This is a genomic window from Pseudomonas sp. B21-041 (assembly GCF_024748675.1).
GTDB classification, from domain to species: Bacteria; Pseudomonadota; Gammaproteobacteria; order Pseudomonadales; family Pseudomonadaceae; genus Aquipseudomonas; species Aquipseudomonas neuropathica.
The window spans coordinates 5,054,478-5,075,248 of sequence record NZ_CP087175.1 but is presented as its reverse complement, the minus strand read 5'-3'; the positions used below and the strand labels follow the sequence as shown (position 1 = coordinate 5,075,248).

Sequence of the window (20,771 nt, the reverse complement as noted above, 5' to 3'; positions counted from 1 at the left end):
CGACTTATCAATTATTCCAATAGCCGGTCAATCGTCCGAAGTTTTCTCCTTGTACTCGCACAGGTCTTCGATCCGGCAACTGCCGCAGCGTGGCTTGCGGGCCAGACACACATAACGGCCATGAAGTATCAGCCAGTGATGAGAGTCGAGAAGGAATTCTTTGGGTACAAACTTCATCAGCTTCTTTTCCACTTCGACCACATTTTTACCCGGTGCAATGCCGGTGCGGTTGCTGACCCGAAAGATATGAGTGTCGACGGCCATGGTCAGTTGGCGGAAAGCCGTGTTGAGTACGACGTTGGCGGTCTTGCGGCCCACTCCCGGTAGGGCTTCGAGCTCTTCACGGGTTTGCGGGACTTCGCTGCCATGGCGTTCGACCAGCAAGCGGCAGGTCTCGATGACGTTCTTGGCCTTGCTGTTGTAGAGGCCGATCGTCTTGATGTATTCGGATAGCCCCTCGACGCCCAAAGCGTGGATCGCCGCTGGCGTGTTGGCAACCGGGAACAGCTTTGCCGTGGCCTTGTTGACGCCGACGTCTGTCGATTGCGCAGAAAGAATCACCGCGATCAACAACTCGAACGGCGAGGAGTAGGCCAGTTCGGTCTTCGGTTCCGGGTTGTCTTCGTGCAGGCGGCGGAAAATCTCCAGGCGTTTTGCTGCATTCATGAGCGATGTGTTTCCTTGGATATCGAGTTCGGGCGAACTATCGCCTGACGCGCCGCCAGCAGCAGCGCCAACAAAATAAAAGCACCGGGGATCAACGTGATCAGGTGCAGCCCTTCGCCAAATACAACAAGACCTGGCCAGTGTTCGAACAGTCCCCGGCCGAGACTGCCGTGACCGACGAGTTCACGCAGCCCGGCGAGCCCGAGCAGCAATCCGCCGAACATGCCGCAGAGTTTGAGCCGCTCGATCCACGACTGTCGCCAGAAACCGTTGTGCTCCAGCACCACGCATTGCAAGGCGATCAGGCCGACATAGAGGCCGAAGGTTTGCTGCCAGGGCAGAAACCAGCGTTGCGCCAAAAGATCTGCGCAACTGGTGAGGGTCGCGGCGAGCAACACGCTGGCGAGCAACACGCTTTTTTCTGTGAGTCGTGGTCGCAAGGCAGCCATGCAAAGGCCATACAAGCCTGCGACAGTAACGAACATCAATAATGTCCCCACACCACCTGCCAGTGAGTCACTGGTGCCGAGCAGCAATGTCAGCATCAAAGTGTTCGAGAGGACTGCTGATCGGTTCATCTTCCGCTCCCCAGCAGCGCGGCCCGATGTTCATCGAAGTAGCGCAGGGCATCATGGATCGCGCTGATGGCTGCGCGCGAGGTGATGGTCGCGCCAGCTATTTGATCAAATTGTCCCTGATCCTTTTGCAGCGCCCATCCCGCATCAGTCGGCTCCTTGCTCGATGTGCCGATAAACGACTGTAGCCAGGTATTCGGCCAGTCACCCAGATGCCCGCCGAGTCCTGGCGTTTCCCTTTGTTTAAGGGTTTTTACACCGAGCAATTTGCCGTTGGTATCGATGGCGATCAACAGTTCGATGGCGCCCGCATAACCCTGGGTTTGACTGTGCAGCAAGATCGCAACGGTCTGGCCGCGTTTGGTCGCGCGATAGCCACCCGTTAAGGTGCTATGGCTCAAGTTCAAGTCTGCCAAGGCCAAAGGCTGCTCGAGCGGTTGATTGTCGTAGGCATCGAGTGGAAGCAAATCCAGCAGTTTGCGGCTTTCGATCCAGTGCTGCCCGCTGGCAATTTGCGCTGCAGAACTACGGTATAAAACATAAGTCGCAGCGACGCCGATGACCGCCAACAGCAGCACAATAGACGCGCTGGCCGTGCGATTCATGGGCGCACCTCTGACTGACGGCTCGCGGCAAATCGCTCCAGCGCAGGCACGCAAAGATTCATCAGCAGCACTGCGAACGCCACGCCATCCGGGTATCCACCCCAGGTTCGAATCACGTAAGTCAGCAGCCCGACACTGCCTCCGAACAGCAGACGGGCAAGCGCGCTTTTAGCGCCAGAGACCGGTTCAGTGATGATAAAGAACGCCCCCAGCATGGTCGCGCCACTGAGTAGGTGAAACAGCGGTGACCCATGCGAGTCCGAGCCGGAACCGTTCCAGCACAGCAGACTGATGACAAACAGGCTGGCGAGCATGCCCACTGGCGCATGCCAACTGAAGACGCGGCGCTGCAGCAGAAACAACCCGCCGGCGAGGAACGCCAGATTCACCCATTCCACACCGTGTCCGCCCCATCGACCGAAGGCTAGATTGCTGGTGAACAACTCGTCCATGGTCAGGCTTTTATTGATGCGCAGGCTGTCCAGTACGGTGGCCTGGACCCAAGCATCCGGCGCCTGACCTGCGCCGAACACTTGTTGAAACGTTGCCGTCAGATCCAGGCCATGAGCCGGCCAATGGGTCATTGGTTGCGGGAACATCACCATGGCCAGGGCAAACCCGAGCATTGCCGGATTGAACGGGTTTTTGCCGACGCCGCCGTACACGTGCTTGCCGAACAGCAGACCCGCAGCCATGGCCGTTACCGTCAGCCACCAGGGGCAATAAGGTGGCAGGGCAGCAGCCAGCAATGTCGCGCTGACCAGCGCGCTGCCGTCGCTCAGCGCTGGCTGCAGGGGCTGTCGACGCAGGTGCAGGACCGCTGCTTCGACAATCAGTGCTGTGGTGGCCGCCAGAATCAGATTGATCAACACCCCCCAACCGTACAGCCAGAACAGTCCGAGCAGCCCCGGCAAAGCGGCCAGCAATACCAGCTTCATTGCCTGTTGCAGGCGATTGTCCGGTGCCTCAAGGGGCAACATGATCTTGCACCTGGCGCTCGGCGTCTTGCAGGCGGGCGCGGGCCTTGGCGAGGATTTCGGTGGGCGTGTCGGCGCGCCGTTCGAGTTTGTTGAGGTCGGCGCGGGCGTAGGCCAATTCGGTTTTCAACTGGCGAAGCTGGCTGTCGACCGGGCGTTTTTCGACGCGCACCAGGTCAGGCAACGGCTGATCGCTTGTAGCTTCGGCGGCGTGCAGGGCCTGTTCGGCATCGCGTAGTGCTTGTTCCAGCGCGGCGATCTGTTCGGGCGCCGCTTCGGCGGTTTGGGCTTTTTTCAGTTCGGCACGACGCATTGCCAACTGGATTTTTGCCCGTTTCAAGTCGGCATCTTTCGCCGGGGCCGTGACTGCCGGGGCAGGCGGGGCGCTGCTTTCAAGTTTCGCCAAGGCCTGCTCGGCCGCGTCGAACTGCTGCTGCAACACGATCAATTGTGCCTGCTGCTCGAACGTCGGCGGATGACCGAAGGCTTTCAACGACTTGTGCAATTGCGCGCGGCTCATCGCTACATCAATTTTGGCTTTCTTCAGCGCCGCGTCAACGGTGGCGGCTTTCTGCGCACGCACGCGTTGCAATGCTGCCTGCACCGGATCGGTCGCGGTCACTTCAGGCTGCACCGCCCGTTTCGCCCGCGCTTCACGCTCAGCCTGTTTCTGTTGTTCTTCGCGGTGCAAGCGCTCGTTTCGGCGCTCGAAGCGTTGACGCGCGTGATCGCGTTTGGCCGCGCGCGCGCGCTGCTCGTCGAGACTGACGGCGAGGCCGCCCACCACCGGCAACGTGCCCGGCGACAATGGATGCATTTCGATGCAATCCACCGGGCACGGTGCGACACACAGATCGCAACCGGTGCACTCGTCGACGATGACCGTGTGCATCAGTTTCGCCGCGCCGACGATCGCGTCGATCGGGCAGGCCTGAATGCACTTGGTGCAGCCAATGCATTCGGCTTCACGGATAAACGCCACTTGCGGCGGTGCCGAGCCGCGACTGATGTCCAGCTCCAGCACCGGCACTTTCAACAGTTCAGCCAGCGCCGCGATGGTTTCGTCACCGCCCGGCGGGCACTTGTTGATCGGCTCGCCCTCGGCGATGCCTTGTGCGTACGGTTTGCATCCGGGATGGCCGCACTTGCCGCATTGGGTCTGCGGCAGGAGGGCATCGATGCGTTGAATCAGACTCATGTTTTGATCAGTCCACTGAATCCGAGAAAAATCACTGCGATCAGTCCGGCGCCGATCAGATCAATCGGCAGGCCACGAAAGGGCAGGGGGATATCGTTGTCGGCCGTGCGCTCGCGCAAATCGCTGAAGAGGCTCAGCACCAGCCAGAAACCCAGCCCGGCGCCAAGACTTAGCGCTATTGCCTGCGGCAGGCCTTGATCGTTTTGCGCGTTGATCAGTGCCAGCCCGAGCACTCCGGCATTGCCCAGCAACAATGGCCATAGCCCGTCGAAAGGCAGACCGTGAAAGCCGCCGGACAACAGTTTCAGCAGCGGTGCGATCAGCAACACACTCAATGGCAGAAACACGAACAGCCGCAGGGCTTCAAGATGAAGCGGCACCAGTAGCCAATGCCAGATCACGTAAGCGGTTACGCCCGCAACCAGCATCAGGCACAACGTCGCCAGTCCCAGCGCATGCACCTGGCGACGACTGCCCGCCAGCAGCGGATCGACGCCCAGGGGCCAGTGCAACACGAAGTTGTTAAGCAGCGCAGCACTGATAAGCGTAAGCACGAGTTCGGTCATGGTTCTGCCAGAGAAACGGGCGGCTATCTCATAAGGTTAGGCATTATCCAGCAGCCACGTAGGGTGGGCCAGATATGAAAAATCCCACCGGCATGCGGGGCACGCCGGTGGGATCGATTTGTTGCCGGGCCTTACTTGATGCGTTGACCCGGCTTGGCGCCGCTGTCCGGGCTCAGCAGGTAGATTTCTTCACCGCCAGGGCCGGCGGCCATCACCATGCCTTCGGAGATACCGAACTTCATTTTCCGTGGCTTGAGGTTGGCGATCATCATGGTCAGGCGCCCGTCGAGTTTCGACGGATCCGGGTACGCGCTCTTGATCCCGGAGAACACGTTGCGTTGCTCGTCACCGATGTCCAGGGTCAGGCGCAGCAGCTTGTCAGCACCTTCGACGTGTTCGGCTTTGACGATCAGTGCGACGCGCAGGTCGATCGCGGCAAAGGCGTCGAAGTCGATTTCCGGCGACAGCGGATCCTTGGCCAGTTCGCCGTTGCCGGCCGGAGCGGTTGCACCGGTGTCGGTCTGGCTGGCGGTCAGGTCTTCTTTCGAGGCGTCGGACATGGCTTGTACTTTCACCGGGTCGATGCGGGTCATCAACGGTTTGAATTCGTTCAACTGGTGGTTGGCCAGCAGGGTGGTGTGGTCGTTCCAGGTCAGCGGGGCGACGTTGAGGAACGCCTCGGCATCGGCGGCCAGCAACGGCAACACCGGCTTGAGGAAGATCACCAGTTGGCGGAACAGGTTGATGCCGGTGGCGCAGATCGCCTGGACTTCATCCTGCTTGCCTTCCTGTTTATTCAACGACCACGGCGCCTTGTCAGCGATCCACGCGTTGGCGCGGTCGGCCAGGGCCATGGTTTCACGCATGGCGCGGGCGAAGTCGCGGGCTTCATAGGCGTCGGCAATGCTTGGCGCAGCGGCGAGGAAAGCCTCGGTCAGCTCCGGCGCAGCGTTTTGGTCGACCAGCAGACCGGCGTTGCCTTTTTGAATGAAACCGGCGCATCGGCTGGCAATGTTGACCACTTTGCCGACCAGATCCGAGTTGACCTTCTGCACGAAGTCTTCGAGGTTCAGGTCGAGGTCATCGACGCCACGGCCCAGCTTGGCTGCGTAGTAGTAGCGCAGGTATTCCGGCGACAGGTGATCCAGATACGTCCGGGCCTTGATGAAGGTGCCGCGCGACTTGGACATTTTCTGGCCGTTGACGGTCAGGTAGCCGTGCACGTTGATGCCGGTCGGCTTGCGGTAACCCGCGCCTTCGAGCATCGCTGGCCAGAACAGCGCGTGGAAGTTGACGATGTCCTTGCCGATGAAATGGTACAGCTCGGCGGTGGAATCCTTGCCCCAGAACGCGTCGAAGTCCAGCTCCGGCGTGCGGTCGCAGAGGTTCTTGAAGCTGGCCATGTAGCCGATCGGCGCGTCCAGCCACACGTAGAAATACTTGCCCGGCTCGCCCGGGATCTCGAAACCGAAGTACGGCGCATCGCGGGAGATGTCCCACTGCTGCAGGCCGGCGTCCAGCCATTCGGCGATCTTGTTGGCCACGGCGTCTTGCAGTGTGCCGCTGCGGGTCCAGGCCTGCAGCATTTGCTGAAAGTCTGGCAGTTTGAAGAAGAAGTGCTGGGAATCCTTGAGCACCGGGGTGGCGCCAGAGATCGCCGACTTCGGATCCTTCAGATCGGTCGGGGCGTAGGTTGCACCGCATTTCTCGCAGTTGTCGCCGTACTGGTCTTCAGTGCCGCATTTCGGGCAGGTGCCCTTGATGAAGCGGTCGGCCAGGAACATTTTCTTTTCCGGGTCGAAATACTGGGTGATCGAGCGTTGGGCAATGTGCCCGGCGTCACGCAGCTTGATGTAGATCTGGCTCGACAGCTCACGGTTTTCTTCGGCGTGAGTGGAGTGGAAGTTGTCGAAATCGACCAGGAACTCGGCAAAGTCGGCGCTGTGTTCAGCCTGTACGTTGGCGATCAGTTGTTCCGGGGTGATGCCTTCCTTTTCCGCGCGCAGCATGATCGCCGAACCGTGGGCGTCGTCGGCGCAGACATAAATGCACTGGTTGCCGCGATGCTTCTGGAAGCGCACCCACATATCGGTCTGGATATATTCCAGCATATGGCCAAGGTGAATCGAACCGTTGGCGTAGGGCAGGGCGCTGGTGACGAGGATCTTGCGTGGTTCGGACATGTGGGGCTTCGCTACTTGATGAAACGGAGGTCGGCCACTATAAAGCGCTGGCGCATATTTTTCACCCTGTGCGCCTGTTTCATTGGATGAGCAGACGGAAAAAATCGCAGCCTGCGGCAGCTCCTGCAGACGTACGTCGATCTCCTGCAGGAGCTGCCGAAGGCTGCGATCTTTTTCAGGTACGATACCCGGCATCTATTCCCAGTCTTGTTATCGGAGTTGCCCATGAGCGCCGTCACTCGCGCAGCGGTGGAAGCCGTCCTCAGCCAATACACCGACCCTTACCTTAACCAGGATCCGGTCAGCGCCGGTTGCGTGAAGCACATCGAGATCGTCGGTGATCGCGTCAACGTGCAGCTGGAAATCGGTTACGCCGCCGGTCTGTTCAAGAGCGGCTGGGCGCAACTGCTGCAACTGGCCATCGAAAACCTCGACGGCGTGGTGATCGCCAAGGTTGAAGTGAACAGCGTGATCGCCGCGCACAAGGCGCAGGCGCAGATTCCCGGGCTGGCCAACGTCAAGAACGTGGTCGCCGTGGCGTCCGGCAAGGGCGGCGTGGGCAAATCGACCACCGCCGCCAACCTCGCTCTGGCCCTGGCCCGTGAAGGCGCCAAGGTCGGCATTCTCGACGCCGATATCTACGGCCCGAGCCAGGGCATCATGTTCGGCATCCCCGAGCGCACCCGCCCTGAAATCAAGGATCAGAAATGGTTCGTGCCGCTCAAGGCGCACGGTGTGGAAGTCATGTCGATGGCGTTCCTGACCGACGACAACACGCCGATGGTCTGGCGTGGGCCGATGGTTTCCGGGGCGTTGCTGCAATTGGTCACGCAAACCGCGTGGGGCGATCTGGATTATCTGGTGATCGACATGCCGCCAGGCACTGGCGACATTCAACTGACCCTGGCGCAGAAAGTCCCGGTGGCTGGCGCGGTAATCGTCACCACACCACAGGATCTGGCCTTGCTCGACGCGCGCAAAGGCGTGGAAATGTTCCGCAAGGTCAACATTCCGGTGCTGGGCGTGGTGGAAAACATGGCCGTGCACATCTGCTCGAACTGCGGGCATGCCGAGCATCTGTTCGGTGAGGGCGGTGGTGAGAAGCTGGCGACCCAGTACGGCGTCGAACTGCTGGCTTCACTGCCGCTGTCGATGCTGATCCGCGAGCAGGCCGACGGCGGCAAGCCAACGGTGATTGCCGAGCCGGACAGCCAGATTGCCATGGTCTATCAGGAACTGGCCCGCCATGTCGGCGCGCGGATTGTGTTGCAGGAAGCGGCGACGCCGGCGATGCCGAATATCACCATCAGCGACGATTGATACATCAGCAACACCGATAACCCTGTAGGAGTGAGCCTGCTCGCGATAGCGGAATAACATTCAACAGATTTGTTGAATGAATGACCGCAATCGCGAGCAGGCTCACTCCTACATTTGTTTTGTGTTGGCAGTTAGATCCGCAACCCGCCATCCATCTCCAGAATCCGCCCGGTGTAGTAGTCGTTTTCGAAGATGTACGCCGCCGAGTGCGCAATCTCTTCCGGCTTGCCCATGCGCTTGAGCGGAATCCCCGAAGTCATCTTCTCCAGCGCTTCCGGCTTCATGCCCAGGGTCATCTCGGTTTCAATGAAGCCCGGCGCGATCCCCGCCACACGAATGCCATATCGCGCCAGTTCTTTCGCCCATGTCACCGTCGCCGCCGCGACACCGGCCTTGGCCGCCGAATAGTTGGTCTGGCCAACGTTGCCTGCACGCGAGATCGACGAGATATTGATGATCGCGCCGCTGGTCTTCAGCTCAACCATTTTTGCCGCCACTTCACGGGTGCAGAGGAACACGCCGGTCAGGTTGACGTCGATGACGGCCTGCCACTGTGCCAGGCTCATCTTGGTCATTTCGCCGTCCTTGACCTTGAGCAGCAGGCCATCACGGAGGATCCCAGCGTTGTTGATCAGGCCGTGGATCGCGCCGAAGTCGGCGGCGACCTGGGCGACCATGTGCTCGACCTGCTCTTCATTGGCGACGTTGCAAAGATAGCTGCGCGCCTCGACGCCCTTGGCTTTGCAGGCCGCGACCGCGTCGTCGAGTTTTTCCTGATTGAGGTCGACCAACGCGAGCTTGGCGCCTTTGCCGGCGAAATACTCGGCCATCGAGCGGCCCAAACCCTGGCAACCGCCAGTGATAATGATTACTTTGTCGTTGAGTTGCATTCGCATGCCCCGATAGCAGGTCTGAGTAGTTTTTTGTTTTCAGCGACTCCCGATCTGCACCGGCCGTGGCAGGGTTGCACATGAGAGTTGCCCGCCGGCGTGACTGGGACTTGATCCCGGGCGCCTGTCCGTTTTTTCGACGGATTCTATTTAAGGAGTCATAAATTGAGCGTTGAAGTGGCGAAGAATGCCCGAGAATTGCTTCTCAAGGAATACCGTGGAGTGCTGTCGACCCACTCCAAATCGATGCCTGGTTTTCCTTTTGGCTCCGTGGTGCCGTACTGCCTGGACGAGCAGGGCCGGCCGCTGATCCTGATCAGCCGCATCGCCCAGCACACCCACAACCTGCAAAAAGACCCGAAATGCTCGATGCTCGTCGGCGAGCGCGAGGCAGATGATGTGCAAGCCGTTGGTCGCCTGACCTATCTGGCAGAGGCGCAAAAGCTCGAAGACGTTGCCGCGATCGAAGCCGCCGCCGAGCGTTACTACCGTTATTTCCCCGATTCGCAGAACTACCACAAGGCCCACGATTTCGACTTCTGGGTGTTGAGCCCGGTGCGTCATCGCTACATCGGCGGTTTCGGCGCGATTCACTGGGTAGATCAACTGACCCTGGCCAACCCGTTCGCTGGCAAGGCTGAAATCAGCATGGTCGAGCACATGAACAGTGACCACGCCAAAGCCATCGCGCACTACGTCGACCTGGCCGGTCTGCCGAAAACCGTGCCGGCGCAACTGGCCGGGATCGACACCGAGGGCATGCACCTGCGCATCGGTCAGGCGTTGTACTGGCTGCCGTTCCCGGCACCTTGTAATACGCCGACACAAGTGCGCGAAGCCTTGGTTTCTCTGGCTCACGCCGAGGTCTGGCCAAAAAATGAGGTGGCTGGTGCTTGAATTCACGAAAGGGCGACGTCATCTAAGGCTTACTGCAAGGCATTTCTTGCGTTGAGGAAACTTTGATGCGCCCTTTTCTGTTGCTCTTTCTGCTGTTTCCGGTGCTGGAGCTGTTCGTATTCGTCAAAGTGGCAGGGGCTATCGGGTTTTTCCCGGCCCTGCTGCTGATCATTCTCGGCTCGATGTTCGGCATTTTCGTGCTGCGCGTCGCCGGTCTGGCCACTGCATTGCGTGCCCGTGAAAGCCTGAACCGCGGCGAACTGCCTGCGCAAACCATGCTGGAAGGTTTGATGCTGGCATTGGCCGGTGGCCTGTTGATCCTGCCGGGCTTCATCAGTGACGTGGTCGGTCTGGTGATGTTGCTGCCATTCACCCGTCGCCTGCTGGCGAACAAAATGCGCCAGCGCGCCGAAGAACAGGCCATGCGCCAGCGTGCGTTCGCCGACGACCTGCAACCCCGTGGCGGTCCTGCACCGCGCCAGCCTCTGGGCCGCGAGGGTGACGTGATCGAAGGCGAGTTCGAACACCGGGACTCCAAGTAACATCTGCATCGACACGGCACCTTCGGGTGCCGTGTTCGTTTATGGGCTGCTTTTGTGCAGCACATAGGTGAAAATTTTTTCGCCTCGCCCTTGTAATAAGCTTATGCGCCCTTATGTATCGGTCACCGAAAGGTTTCCGGTATTTGAACCGGACAGACTTCCGCGGTTCGCTCGACGAACCGCAACCGGCGCAGGCCGGATTTGTTAAACCCGCCGGGACTACACCGGCCGATGAAAACCACAATTAGGAGAGATCGACAATGAAGCTTCGTCCTCTGCATGACCGCGTCGTAATCCGTCGCAGCGAAGAAGAAAAGAAAACCGCTGGCGGTATCGTCCTGCCAGGTTCGGCTGCTGAAAAAGCCAACCACGGTGTGATTCTCGCTGTAGGCCCGGGCAAAGCTCTGGAAAACGGCGAAGTGCGCGCACTGTCCGTGAAAGAAGGCGACAAGGTTGTGTTCGGTCCTTACTCCGGCAGCAACACAGTGAAAGTCGACGGCGAAGACCTGTTGGTAATGAGCGAGAACGAAATCCTCGCTGTTATCGAAGGCTGATAACCCCGTTCATTTTCCCGCTACTACAAAGTATTTAAGGAATATCGATCATGGCTGCTAAAGAAGTTCTGTTTGGCGATTCCGCCCGTAAAAAAATGCTCAAGGGCGTCAACGTCCTGGCTGACGCTGTAAAAGCGACCCTGGGCCCGAAAGGCCGTAACGTGATCATCGAGAAGAGCTTCGGCGCTCCGACCATCACCAAGGACGGCGTTTCCGTCGCCAAAGAAATCGAACTCGAAGATCGCTTCGAAAACATGGGCGCGCAGCTGGTCAAAGACGTTGCCTCCCGTGCCAACGATGACGCTGGTGACGGTACTACCACCGCTACCGTTCTGGCTCAGTCGATCGTCAACGAAGGCCTGAAAGCCGTCGCTGCCGGCATGAACCCGATGGACCTGAAGCGCGGTATCGACAAAGCGACCATCGCTATCGTCAAAGAGCTGAAGAACCTGTCCAAGCCATGCGCTGACACCAAGGCCATCGCTCAGGTAGGCACCATCTCCGCCAACTCCGACAACTCCATCGGCGACATCATTGCCGAAGCCATGGAAAAAGTCGGTAAAGAAGGCGTGATCACCGTTGAAGAAGGCACTGGCCTGGAAAACGAACTGTCGGTTGTTGAAGGCATGCAGTTCGACCGTGGCTACCTGTCCCCGTACTTCGTCAACAAGCCAGAGACCATGGTTGCCGAGCTGGACAGCCCGCTGATCCTGCTGGTCGACAAAAAGATCTCGAACATCCGTGAAATGCTGCCAGTGCTGGAAGCCGTTGCCAAAGCCGGCCGTCCACTGCTGATCGTTTCCGAAGACGTTGAAGGCGAAGCCCTGGCGACTCTGGTTGTAAACAACATGCGTGGCATCGTTAAAGTCGCAGCCGTCAAGGCGCCAGGCTTCGGCGACCGTCGTAAGGCCATGCTGCAGGACATCGCTGTTCTGACCGGCGGTACCGTTATCTCCGAAGAGATCGGCCTGAGCCTGGAAGCAGCTACCCTGGAAAACCTGGGCAGCGCCAAGCGTGTGACCATTTCCAAGGAAAACACCATCATCGTTGACGGTGCCGGTGCAGATTCCGACATCCAGGCGCGTATCGCTCAGATTCGTGCTCAGGTTGGTGAAACTTCCTCGGACTACGACCGTGAAAAACTGCAAGAGCGTCTGGCCAAGCTGTCCGGCGGCGTTGCAGTGATCAAGGTTGGCGCTGGTTCCGAAGTTGAAATGAAAGAGAAGAAAGCCCGCGTTGAAGACGCCCTGCACGCAACCCGTGCAGCCGTTGAAGAAGGCGTGGTACCTGGCGGTGGCGTTGCGCTGATCCGCGCTCTGCAAACCCTGGTTGACCTGAAAGGCGACAACGCTGATCAGGACGTGGGTATCGCTGTGCTGCGTCGCGCTGTTGAAGCACCGCTGCGTCAGATCGCTGCCAACAGCGGCGACGAGCCAAGCGTTGTCGTCAACGAAGTCAAGAACGGCAAAGGTAACTTCGGTTACAACGCTGCGACTGGCGAATACGGCGACATGATCGAAATGGGCATCCTGGACCCAACCAAGGTGACTCGTTCCGCTCTGCAAGCGGCATCGTCGATCGGCGGTCTGATCCTGACCACCGAAGCAGCTGTAGCTGACGCGCCGAAGAAAGACGGCGCTGCAGGCGGCGGCATGCCTGACATGGGCGGCATGGGTGGCATGGGCGGCATGATGTAAGCCAGCCTTACCCCTGTAACGCAAAACCCCGCTGGCGCAAGCCAGCGGGGTTTTTTATTGCCTTTGATTTAGTGTTGGCGCAAGTCCGAGTAATCGTTCATCGCTGGCAAGCCAGCTCCCACAGTGATTCGAGCGTTCACAAAATGTGTGCTCGGCACCAACCCTGTGGGAGCTGGCTTGCCAGCGATGGCGTCAGATCAGGCGCTGACCGGTTGCGCCTCGACCACGGCCGCGGTTTTCACCGCCGGGCGATACAGCACCCAGTAATACGACCCCAGACAAATCAGCCAGCAGAAAATCGCCGTCCACACGTTGTGCGAAAAGAAGTGCGCACCCTGCATCATCCGGCTGATCGAAAACACCGAACCCAGCGCGAAGGCAAAGATAAACGCCTGACGGGCCAGACGCGGACGGCGATCACGCAGGACAAAGAACAGCGCAAACAAGGTGAACCCCGTCGCCGCATGACCACCGGGCCAGCAACGGCCGGGTTTGTCCGTTTGTGGACGATGTTCCATCAGTTTGCTGTAGGTTTCATGGCCGCCGAATTGCTCCAGGCTCCATGGGCACTGCACCGCCGTCACGGCTTTGACCGGGGTAACGAACGAGGTCGCCAGGCCCAGCGACAGCACCAGACAGCCCAGTTCGCGCTTGAACGGTTTCAGTCTGCCGACGAAGAACGAGCTGATGAAGCCGAGGATGGCAAACACCGAGAACGCAATGACCACCTGCTTGGCGCGATCATGGAGTATGTCTTCAAGGAAAAAACTGTGTCGCCCGATAAAGTCACCTGCGACCGGGTCATAGAACAGTCGGGCCAGATCCATGTCCAGATCAGTCAATTCAAGCAGCACCAGAATGATCGCCGCGACGGTGGGTATTCCCAGGCATAACCAAAAATTCAGTGGCCTGGAAACGGGGCGGGCAGAAGTCGACACCATGGGGCAATTCCTTGGTCGTAAATAGGGTCTGAAGAGCGCAACCGCGCGGAGTCTGCGCGCGTGCGCGTCGCCGATTTGTTAACCGAAAGTGAAAAAAACGTTGGCATGCACAATGAGCTTTTTCTCGTTAAACAACCCGACGCACGCCTAGCTCTGAGCCACACTTGGCCGTAAGCTGCGCGGGCCAAGACGGCCGTTACCCCGTACGGAGGAGGTGCCCATGCGAATTCTATTGGTCGAAGACAACCGCGACATCCTGGCCAATCTGGCCGATTATCTGGGCCTCAAAGGCTATACCGTCGATTGCGCCCAGGACGGTCTGTCGGGCCTGCACCTGGCCGCCACCGAGCATTACGACCTGATCGTGCTCGACATCATGTTGCCCGGCATCGATGGCTACACCCTGTGCAAACGCCTGCGTGAGGATGCCCGCCGGGACACGCCGGTGATCATGCTCACCGCTCGCGATCAACTGGACGATCGTTTGCAAGGCTTCAAGTCCGGGGCTGACGATTACCTCATCAAGCCATTTGCCTTGTCTGAACTCGCGGCGCGGGTCGAAGCGGTGATGCGACGTGCTCAGGGTGGTGGCCGCCGGGCCCTGAAAGTCGCAGATCTGAGTTACGACCTCGACACGCTGGAAGTGACCCGCGATGGCAAACTGCTCAAGCTCAACCCGGTAGGCCTCAAGCTTCTGGCCGTGTTGATGCAGAAGAGCCCACACGTACTGCGTCGGGAAATTCTCGAAGAAGCGTTGTGGGGCGATGATTGCCCGGACAGCGACAGCCTGCGCAGCCACGTTCACCAACTGCGACAAGTCATTGATAAACCTTTTGCCAAACCACTGCTGCACACTGTGCACGGGGTGGGTTACCGGCTGGCCGACGTGTAATGGAGTTCAGGCAAAGTCTTTCCCAGCGGATCATCATTGCTTTTGCCTTGATGAGCGCACTTGTGGCCGGCGCCTTCGCGATGGGCATCGTCGCGACCGTGCACCTGGTGGAAGAAAAATTGATTTCGGCGGGGCTGGGCGGCGATCTGCAACGGCTTCTGCTGATGGACAACGTTTCGGACTGGAGCCATCGCCCGGAACCCGACCAGTTGTTCTATTTCAGTGGCGGGCCGGGCGATTTTGAGCTGCCCAAGGACCTGCGTCACCTCGATTCGGGTTTCCATGAAGTGTTCCGCGAGCAGCTGTCGTATCACGCGATGGTCGAGGTCGTCGACGGTCGGCGTTATGTGCTGCTGCAGGATCAAAGTGATTTCGAAGAGCGCGAGCGCGTGCTGTTTGCCGTGGTGCTGGTCGGCTTCGTGCTCAGTCTGGCCCTGGCGGTATTCCTCGGGTGGGTGCTGGCGCGCAAGGTAATGGCGCCGGTGGTGCGACTGGCCCGGCAGGTGCGCCATCGCGATCAGTTGCTCGGTCTGGCGCCGCCGCTGGCACCGGATTATGCGGCAGACGAGGTGGGTGAACTGGCGGTGGCGTTCGATGCCACGCTGGGACGCCTTCGTCAGGCGCTGACGCGTGAAAGGTTGTTCACCAGCGACGTCAGCCATGAATTGCGCACGCCGTTGATGGTATTGGCCAGTTCCTGCGAACTGCTGTTGGAGAACCCGGGGATCGACCAGCGCGGCCGCTCGCAAGTCGAGCGAATTGCCCGCGCCAGTGAGGAAATGCGCGAGCTGGTGCAGACCTTCCTCATGCTGGCGCGCGCCCAGCACGAAGATGCGGGGATGGCTCTGCAGCAGAACCTCTCGCAGGTGGCCGAAAACTTATTGTGTCTGTGGCGCGGGCCGATCGAGAGCAAAGGCCTGAATCTGGTCTTCGAACCTGGCAATCCGACGGACGCTCGTTACAACGCGACCCTGTTGAATGCCGTGATGGGTAACCTGTTGCGTAACGCGCTGCATTACACCGAGAAAGGCTTCATTCGCCTGACACTCACGGCCAACGGCTTTGTGGTGGAAGACTCCGGTGTCGGCATTCCGGAAGAAAAGCGTGAAGCCATGTTCGAGCCTTTCGTGCGTGGCAGCGAAAAGCGCGGCGAAGGCTTGGGGTTGGGATTGTCGCTGGTTCAGCGGATCTGCGAGAACCAGGGCTGGACCGTCAGCTTGAGCACGATGGAACCCAATGGCTGCCGCTTCGAGGTGGATCTGGGCAAAATCTGACGCACGGAGTGGCTCGATGCTACTCCCTCCTTCCTGTCTAAATCCTGTATAACGCTGTAATAATTTGTCTATTTACCGGACATTTTTTTCACAAATGGATGACCTGACGCTGACATGCCGCTCCTTAAGGTGGTGACATCAGCAATTCAGGAGTCCAGGTGATGGCCGGTCCGATCAAACTCGATTTTTCCGAGAAGTACGACGATCAACACGCGCAGAAATACCTGCGCAAGCACAAAGAAAGCCTTGGACGTCGTCTCTCCCATTGGCGTGACGAACAGCTAGCCCGCAAGGCGCTGGCGTTGGTGGGTGAGCCGGGACTGGTGCTGGATTTGCCTTGCGGTGCCGGGCGTTTCTGGCCGTTGTTGGGCGAAAAGGCCAACCGGGTGATTATCGGCGCGGACAATTCCGAGTCGATGATCAAGACGGCCATGGAGTCGCAACCGGCGGATGTAGTGAAACGGGTACAACCCTTGCACACATCTGCCTTCGACATTGCCTTGCCTGACAACGCCGTCGACAGCATTTTCTGCATGCGTTTGCTCCACCACATCGGTGAAGCCGAGCATCGCCGGGCGATTCTGAGCGAATTCGAGCGCGTTACCCGGGACAGTGTGATCGTTTCGCTGTGGGTTGATGGCAATTTCAAAGCCTGGAAACGCCAGCGAGCCGAGCGCAACCGTGACAAACGCGAGTATCAGAATCGCTTTGTGTTACCGGCCGCTACGGTGGAAAAGGAGTTCGAGGAAGCAGGTTTTCGGATTCAGGAACAACTGGACTTTATTCCGCTCTACGCCATGTGGCGGGTTTACGTATTACGCAAGAGGTAACAGGATGGCAGTGCAATTTGCAGCAGAAACGGATGTCGCTCCGCAAGATCGCTTTGACTTTTACTGGAACCAGCGCGGCGAGTGGGTGGAAGAACCCAACGTTCGACGTGGTGGGGAAAGTGGCGTGCAAAGGGTCGTGGGGCGCGATGGTCAACTGCTGTATGCCAAGCGCCAGACCGGTCATATCTATCGCAGTTGGTTGCACCCTTTTGGCCGTCCTACTGTTTTGCGTGAACTTGATGCGCTGACCGGCGTGAGCAAGCTCGGTGTGCGCGTGCCGCAAATCGTTTTCTGCGGCGCCCAGCCTGATCCGCAGCACAAATGGCGTGCACTGCTGGTCACCAAGTCCCTGGACGGTTTCCAGGAACTGGAACATTGGCTGGCGGCTGCCGGCGGTCGCGATCAGTGCGGCGATTTGGTGTATGAGCGTGTGCTCAAGGACCTCGCCGAAAACCTGGCGCGCATGCACAAGGGCCGTTGGCAGCACAGCTGCATCTACATCAAACACGTGTTTGTGCGTGTGACGGGCGAAGGCGACTCGGCCAAGGTCGAGGTCGCTTTGATCGATCTGGAGAAATGCCGCCAGCGTCTGACCGCCTATCGCGCCGCTTCCCACGACATGAAGCAATTGCGCCGCCATTCGTCGTTCCGCGACGCGGACTGGAAAAAACTCGTCTACTTTTATGAGACGGCGTTTGGCAGCGCTATCAAAGGTTTATAGCGATGAAACTAGAAATTGCACGAGGTTTGTTTTTAGTTGGAGCCTTGGCAGTTGCGTCATTGGCGGTGGCTGCCTGGGAGCAGCCCCGCATGCAGGTGGTGGGCGCGTCCGTAGACGACGCCCACTGCGCAGTCCCACGGGTGGCGAAAGCCTCCGTGGCGACCAAACCCGATCATGATCTGTTGTTGTTCATGTTCGGACTTTCTCAAGGGATGAGGCCGCAGAGTTGAAACGATTGAAGCCCACATAAAAGGCCTCGCAGATGCGAGGCCTTTTTTTATGCCCGGAGCAACACAGATCCCTTGTAGGAGTGAGCCTGCTCGCGATAGCGATTTGTCAGTTAAAAATGATTTAAATGACACACCGCTATCGCGAGCAGGCTCACTCCTACAGGGGTTACGCGGTTTGTTTGGGATCGGGTTTCGCCAGCAGGGTGTAAACGCACGGCAAGACGAACAGCGTAAACAACGTGCCAATCGACATCCCCGTGGCAATCACCATGCCGATATCAAAACGGCTCACTGCACCGGCGCCCGTGGCCAGAATCAGCGGCACCATACCAAACACCATCGCCGCCGTGGTCATCAACACCGGCCGCAAGCGAATCGCCGCCGCTTCCTCAACGGCTTCGCGCGCCGTCAGGCCCTTGTCCTTGCGCAACTGGTTGGCGAACTCGACGATCAGGATGCCGTGTTTACTGATCAGCCCGATCAGCGTCACCAACCCGACCTGGGTATAGATGTTCATGCTCGACCAGCCGAGGAACAGCGGAATCAACGCCCCACAGATCGACAACGGCACCGTCACCAGGATCACCAGCGGATCGCGGAAGCTTTCGAACTGCGCCGCCAGCACCAGAAAGATAATCGCCAGCGCCAGCGCGAAGGTTACCCACAGGGCACTGCCTTCCTGCACGAACTGTCGCGATGCGCCGCCGTAGTCGAAAGCAAACCCGGCCGGTGCTTCTTCGCGGGCAATCTGCAACACGGTGTCGATAGCTTCACCCATGCTCACCAACGGGAAACCGGAGATCTTCGCGGCGTTAAGTTGCTGGAACTGATTGAGCTGGCGCGGTCGAGCGCGGTCGCTGACCTTGATCAGCGTCGACAGCGGCAATAACTCGCCCTGAGTGTTTTTCACGTAGTAGTTGTTCAGCCAGTCCGGATTATCACGATAGGGGCGCTCGACCTGGGCAATGACCTTGTAGCTGCGCCCATCAATGGTGAAACGGTTGATTTCCGCCTCGCCCAACAGCGTCGCCAGCGTGCCGCCGAGATCCTGCATCGACACGCCCATCTGCGCTGCTTTGGCGCGGTCAATATCGACCACCACCTCGGGTTTGTCGAACGCCAGATCGAGATCGACGAAGGCGAACTTGCCCGACTCCATTGCACGTTTCTTGATCCGGTCTGCCACTTGCAGCAGTAGTTCATAGTCGTTGGCGGTGTTGACCACGAACTCAAACGGCAGGCCTTCACCGGTGCCGGGCAGGGAGGGCAGGTTGAAACCAAAGATCTGCAAGCCAGGAATGCCTTCCAGTTTGCCTTGTACCTCGGGGAGGATTTGCATCTGCGTGCGACTGCGCTCGTTCCATGGTTTGAGCAGGAAACCGCCGATGCCGGCCTGCACGCCGTTGTAGCCGTTGATCTGGAACGAGGAGTAGTACTCCGGGAATTCCTTGAAGATTTTGATGAACTCGTCGGTGTAGGTACTCAGGTAATCGAGGTTGGTTGGCTGCGGCGCAGTGGCCATCATGAAAATGATGCCCTGATCTTCGTCCGGGGCCAGTTCCGATTTGGTGAACTTGAGGAACACCGGGATCAGGCACAACACGATCACTGCGAACACCAGCACCACCGGACGCGTGTTCAGCGTGCCGTGGAGCATGCTCTGATAGCGGCGCTTGAGGCCGTCAAAAATGCGGTCGAGGCGGTGCGCGAGGCCGCTGGGGTTTTCCTCGTGGCGTAGCAAAAACGCGCACATCATCGGCGACAGGGTCAGGGCGACGATCCCGGAGATCACCACGGCGCCGGCCAGGGTCAGCGCAAACTCCTTGAACAACGCTCCGGTCAGCCCGGTGAGGAAACCGATCGGCGCATACACCGCCGCCAAGGTGATGGTCATCGACACCACCGGCATGGCGATTTCCCGTGCGCCTTCCAGCGCCGCATCAAATGGCGTCTTGCCTTCCTCGATATGCCGGTGAATGTTTTCCACCACGACAATCGCATCGTCCACCACCAGACCGATGGCCAGCACCATCGCCAGCAGCGTCAGCAGATTCATCGAGTAGCCCATCATCTGCATGAAGAACATCACGCCGATCATCGACAGCGGAATGGTCACCACCGGGATTACTACCGAGCGCAATGCGCCGAGGAACAGGAACACCACGACGATGACGATCAGCACCGCCTCGAACAGGGTTTTTACCACTTCATCGATCGAGGCCTGGATAAACAGTGTGGCGTCGTAGGCGATCTCGCTTTTCAGGTTCGGCGGCAGTTGCGCTTCCAGCTCCGGCATCAGCTTGCGCACTTCCTTGATCACATCCAGCGGGTTGGCGCCCGGGGTGGCCTTGATGCCGATGTACACCGACGGCGTGCCGCCAAACGAGCTGATCGAGTCGTAGTTTTCCGCGCCCATTTCCACCCGCGCGACATCACTCAGCAACACGCGGCTGTCGCCACTGACCTTGAGCGGAATCGCCGCGAAGGCTTCAGCGGATTTCAGTTCGGTGTTGGCGTTGATGCTGGTGACCACGTACTCGCCTTTCACTTCGCCAGCAGCGGAGAGGAAGTTGTACTGGCGCACGGCGTTGGTCACATCGCTGGCGCTGAGGCCGAAACCGGCGAGTTTCACCGGGTCGAGCCACAGGCGCATGGCGAACACCTGATTGCCGAGAATCTCCGCCTCGGCCATGCCCGGCAAGGTCGCCAGTTTTGGCTGGATCACCCGTGACAGGTAGTCGGTGATTTGCGGGTTGCTCAAATCCTTGCTGAAGAAGCTGATGTACATCAGCGCCGAGGCGTCGGCGGACTCCTTGCTCAGCACCGGGTCTTCGGCGTCCTGTGGCAGCTTGTTTTTCACCTCGTTGGCTTTGGCCAGCAGTTCGGTGAACAAACGGTCGGTGTTGGAGCCGATGCGCGCGTAGATCGAGATCACCGAGAAGTTCTGCCGGCTGACCGAAGTCATGTAGTCGATGCCCTCGGCGCTGGCGAGGCTCTGCTGCATAGGTTGGGTGATGTAGCCCTGAATGGTTTCGGCGTTGGCCCCGGGGTAAGCGGTGGTCACCGTGATCAGGGCGTTTTCCATTTGCGGGTATTGGCGCAGCGGCAACTTGCTCCAGGCCTGAAAGCCCAGCAGCACAATCAACAGGCTGACCACGGTGGCGAGCACCGGGCGGCGGATGAACGGATCAGTAAAAGCCATGGGATTTCCTT

Annotated in this window: 20 protein-coding genes; 10 read left to right on the top strand and 10 right to left on the bottom strand. The window is 59.1% G+C overall.

All coding sequences use genetic code 11. The features are described from left to right. Positions 1-27 precede the first annotated feature (27 nt). The 7 genes from nth to metG all read right to left on the bottom strand — a co-directional run bounded on the left by nth (position 28) and on the right by metG (position 6,770). On the bottom strand, positions 28-666 hold the full coding sequence (gene nth / locus LOY43_RS22525; protein WP_038369071.1) for an endonuclease III: 639 nt from the start codon (positions 664-666) through the stop codon (positions 28-30). Further along, the gene (locus LOY43_RS22520; RefSeq protein ID WP_093430572.1) at positions 663-1,244 is read right to left on the bottom strand and encodes an Rnf-Nqr domain containing protein; all 582 of its coding nucleotides are present in this window, start codon (positions 1,242-1,244) and stop codon (positions 663-665) included. Before LOY43_RS22520 ends, nth begins: the two co-directional genes overlap by 4 nt. Continuing rightward, positions 1,241-1,846, bottom strand: coding sequence for an RnfABCDGE type electron transport complex subunit G (locus LOY43_RS22515; RefSeq protein ID WP_095125870.1), 606 nt, complete (start codon positions 1,844-1,846; stop codon positions 1,241-1,243). Before LOY43_RS22515 ends, LOY43_RS22520 begins: the two co-directional genes overlap by 4 nt. Continuing rightward, positions 1,843-2,826, bottom strand: a complete 984-nt coding sequence (locus tag LOY43_RS22510) for an RnfABCDGE type electron transport complex subunit D (RefSeq protein ID WP_258708750.1) — start codon at positions 2,824-2,826, stop codon at positions 1,843-1,845. Before LOY43_RS22510 ends, LOY43_RS22515 begins: the two co-directional genes overlap by 4 nt. Then, the gene (gene rsxB / locus LOY43_RS22505) at positions 2,813-4,021 is read right to left on the bottom strand and encodes an electron transport complex subunit RsxB (RefSeq protein ID WP_095048285.1); all 1,209 of its coding nucleotides are present in this window, start codon (positions 4,019-4,021) and stop codon (positions 2,813-2,815) included. The genes LOY43_RS22510 and rsxB overlap by 14 nt, the downstream gene beginning before the upstream one ends. After that, the gene (locus LOY43_RS22500) at positions 4,018-4,587 is read right to left on the bottom strand and encodes an electron transport complex protein RnfA (RefSeq protein ID WP_095048284.1); all 570 of its coding nucleotides are present in this window, start codon (positions 4,585-4,587) and stop codon (positions 4,018-4,020) included. Before LOY43_RS22500 ends, rsxB begins: the two co-directional genes overlap by 4 nt. A 131-nt stretch (positions 4,588-4,718) precedes the next feature. Continuing rightward, positions 4,719-6,770 carry a methionine--tRNA ligase gene (metG, locus tag LOY43_RS22495; protein ID WP_220556928.1) on the bottom strand — a complete coding sequence of 684 codons (2,052 nt, stop codon included), beginning with the start codon at positions 6,768-6,770 and terminating at the stop codon, positions 4,719-4,721. A 225-nt stretch (positions 6,771-6,995) separates the two neighbouring features. Here metG and apbC point away from each other — a divergent pair, with 225 nt between their 5' ends. Further along, positions 6,996-8,090 carry an iron-sulfur cluster carrier protein ApbC gene (gene apbC / locus LOY43_RS22490; RefSeq protein ID WP_095048283.1) on the top strand — a complete coding sequence of 365 codons (1,095 nt, stop codon included), beginning with the start codon at positions 6,996-6,998 and terminating at the stop codon, positions 8,088-8,090. A gap of 131 nt (positions 8,091-8,221) precedes the next feature. Here the strand turns inward: apbC and LOY43_RS22485 are convergent, their stop codons facing one another. Further along, a complete protein-coding gene (locus tag LOY43_RS22485; RefSeq protein WP_064391936.1) occupies positions 8,222-8,980 on the bottom strand; it encodes an SDR family oxidoreductase in 759 nt (252 codons plus the stop codon). Between the two features lie 165 nt (positions 8,981-9,145). Here LOY43_RS22485 and LOY43_RS22480 point away from each other — a divergent pair, with 165 nt between their 5' ends. The 4 genes from LOY43_RS22480 to groL all read left to right on the top strand — a co-directional run bounded on the left by LOY43_RS22480 (position 9,146) and on the right by groL (position 12,670). Then, the gene (locus tag LOY43_RS22480) at positions 9,146-9,877 is read left to right on the top strand and encodes a HugZ family protein (RefSeq protein WP_258708749.1); all 732 of its coding nucleotides are present in this window, start codon (positions 9,146-9,148) and stop codon (positions 9,875-9,877) included. A 65-nt stretch (positions 9,878-9,942) separates the two neighbouring features. Beyond that, complete coding sequence (locus tag LOY43_RS22475; RefSeq protein WP_095048280.1) at positions 9,943-10,419, top strand: FxsA family protein; 477 nt, start codon at positions 9,943-9,945, stop codon at positions 10,417-10,419. A gap of 260 nt (positions 10,420-10,679) precedes the next feature. Continuing rightward, positions 10,680-10,973: a co-chaperone GroES gene (locus tag LOY43_RS22470; protein WP_007916610.1), complete on the top strand. Its 294-nt coding sequence runs from the start codon at positions 10,680-10,682 to the stop codon at positions 10,971-10,973. Between the two features lie 50 nt (positions 10,974-11,023). Beyond that, positions 11,024-12,670: a chaperonin GroEL gene (gene groL / locus LOY43_RS22465; protein ID WP_095048279.1), complete on the top strand. Its 1,647-nt coding sequence runs from the start codon at positions 11,024-11,026 to the stop codon at positions 12,668-12,670. Positions 12,671-12,867: 197 nt separating this feature from the next. Here the strand turns inward: groL and LOY43_RS22460 are convergent, their stop codons facing one another. After that, complete coding sequence (locus LOY43_RS22460; protein WP_095048278.1) at positions 12,868-13,611, bottom strand: phosphatase PAP2 family protein; 744 nt, start codon at positions 13,609-13,611, stop codon at positions 12,868-12,870. Positions 13,612-13,831: 220 nt separating this feature from the next. Between LOY43_RS22460 and colR the strand changes: the two genes are divergently transcribed. From colR to LOY43_RS22435, 5 genes are all read left to right on the top strand, one after another. After that, a complete protein-coding gene (gene colR, locus LOY43_RS22455; RefSeq protein WP_095048277.1) occupies positions 13,832-14,503 on the top strand; it encodes a two-component system response regulator ColR in 672 nt (223 codons plus the stop codon). After that, a complete protein-coding gene (locus LOY43_RS22450) occupies positions 14,503-15,777 on the top strand; it encodes a HAMP domain-containing sensor histidine kinase (protein ID WP_095048276.1) in 1,275 nt (424 codons plus the stop codon). Before colR ends, LOY43_RS22450 begins: the two co-directional genes overlap by 1 nt. 161 nt (positions 15,778-15,938) lie before the next feature. Then, positions 15,939-16,607, top strand: a complete 669-nt coding sequence (locus LOY43_RS22445) for a class I SAM-dependent methyltransferase (RefSeq protein WP_095048275.1) — start codon at positions 15,939-15,941, stop codon at positions 16,605-16,607. 4 nt (positions 16,608-16,611) lie between these two features. After that, a complete protein-coding gene (locus LOY43_RS22440; protein WP_258708748.1) occupies positions 16,612-17,328 on the top strand; it encodes a lipopolysaccharide kinase InaA family protein in 717 nt (238 codons plus the stop codon). Between the two features lie 2 nt (positions 17,329-17,330). Further along, entirely contained in the window at positions 17,331-17,558 is a 228-nt protein-coding gene (locus LOY43_RS22435) for a hypothetical protein (protein WP_034153490.1), read from the top strand. Positions 17,559-17,724: 166 nt separating this feature from the next. On the opposite strand, the gene LOY43_RS22430 is transcribed toward LOY43_RS22435, so the two are convergent. Next, entirely contained in the window at positions 17,725-20,760 is a 3,036-nt protein-coding gene (locus LOY43_RS22430; protein ID WP_258708747.1) for a multidrug efflux RND transporter permease subunit, read from the bottom strand. Between the last annotated feature and the right edge of the window lie 11 nt (positions 20,761-20,771).

Bases quoted from the DNA above. Each gene is read 5' to 3' on its own strand.
- apbC (WP_095048283.1), top strand. From the start codon at position 6,996: ATGAGCGCCGTCACTCGCGCAGCGGTGGAAGCCGTCCTCAGCCAATAC.
- groL (WP_095048279.1), top strand. From the start codon at position 11,024: ATGGCTGCTAAAGAAGTTCTGTTTGGCGATTCCGCCCGTAAAAAAATG.
- LOY43_RS22510 (WP_258708750.1), bottom strand. From the start codon at position 2,826: ATGTTGCCCCTTGAGGCACCGGACAATCGCCTGCAACAGGCAATGAAG.
- LOY43_RS22470 (WP_007916610.1), top strand. From the start codon at position 10,680: ATGAAGCTTCGTCCTCTGCATGACCGCGTCGTAATCCGTCGCAGCGAA.
- LOY43_RS22520 (WP_093430572.1), bottom strand. From the start codon at position 1,244: ATGAACCGATCAGCAGTCCTCTCGAACACTTTGATGCTGACATTGCTG.
- LOY43_RS22475 (WP_095048280.1), top strand. From the start codon at position 9,943: ATGCGCCCTTTTCTGTTGCTCTTTCTGCTGTTTCCGGTGCTGGAGCTG.
- nth (WP_038369071.1), bottom strand. From the start codon at position 666: ATGAATGCAGCAAAACGCCTGGAGATTTTCCGCCGCCTGCACGAAGAC.
- colR (WP_095048277.1), top strand. From the start codon at position 13,832: ATGCGAATTCTATTGGTCGAAGACAACCGCGACATCCTGGCCAATCTG.
- LOY43_RS22445 (WP_095048275.1), top strand. From the start codon at position 15,939: ATGGCCGGTCCGATCAAACTCGATTTTTCCGAGAAGTACGACGATCAA.
- LOY43_RS22450 (WP_095048276.1), top strand. From the start codon at position 14,503: ATGGAGTTCAGGCAAAGTCTTTCCCAGCGGATCATCATTGCTTTTGCC.
- LOY43_RS22460 (WP_095048278.1), bottom strand. From the start codon at position 13,611: ATGGTGTCGACTTCTGCCCGCCCCGTTTCCAGGCCACTGAATTTTTGG.
- LOY43_RS22500 (WP_095048284.1), bottom strand. From the start codon at position 4,587: ATGACCGAACTCGTGCTTACGCTTATCAGTGCTGCGCTGCTTAACAAC.
- LOY43_RS22440 (WP_258708748.1), top strand. From the start codon at position 16,612: ATGGCAGTGCAATTTGCAGCAGAAACGGATGTCGCTCCGCAAGATCGC.
- LOY43_RS22430 (WP_258708747.1), bottom strand. From the start codon at position 20,760: ATGGCTTTTACTGATCCGTTCATCCGCCGCCCGGTGCTCGCCACCGTG.
- metG (WP_220556928.1), bottom strand. From the start codon at position 6,770: ATGTCCGAACCACGCAAGATCCTCGTCACCAGCGCCCTGCCCTACGCC.
- LOY43_RS22435 (WP_034153490.1), top strand. From the start codon at position 17,331: ATGAAACTAGAAATTGCACGAGGTTTGTTTTTAGTTGGAGCCTTGGCA.
- LOY43_RS22515 (WP_095125870.1), bottom strand. From the start codon at position 1,846: ATGAATCGCACGGCCAGCGCGTCTATTGTGCTGCTGTTGGCGGTCATC.
- LOY43_RS22485 (WP_064391936.1), bottom strand. From the start codon at position 8,980: ATGCAACTCAACGACAAAGTAATCATTATCACTGGCGGTTGCCAGGGT.
- rsxB (WP_095048285.1), bottom strand. From the start codon at position 4,021: ATGAGTCTGATTCAACGCATCGATGCCCTCCTGCCGCAGACCCAATGC.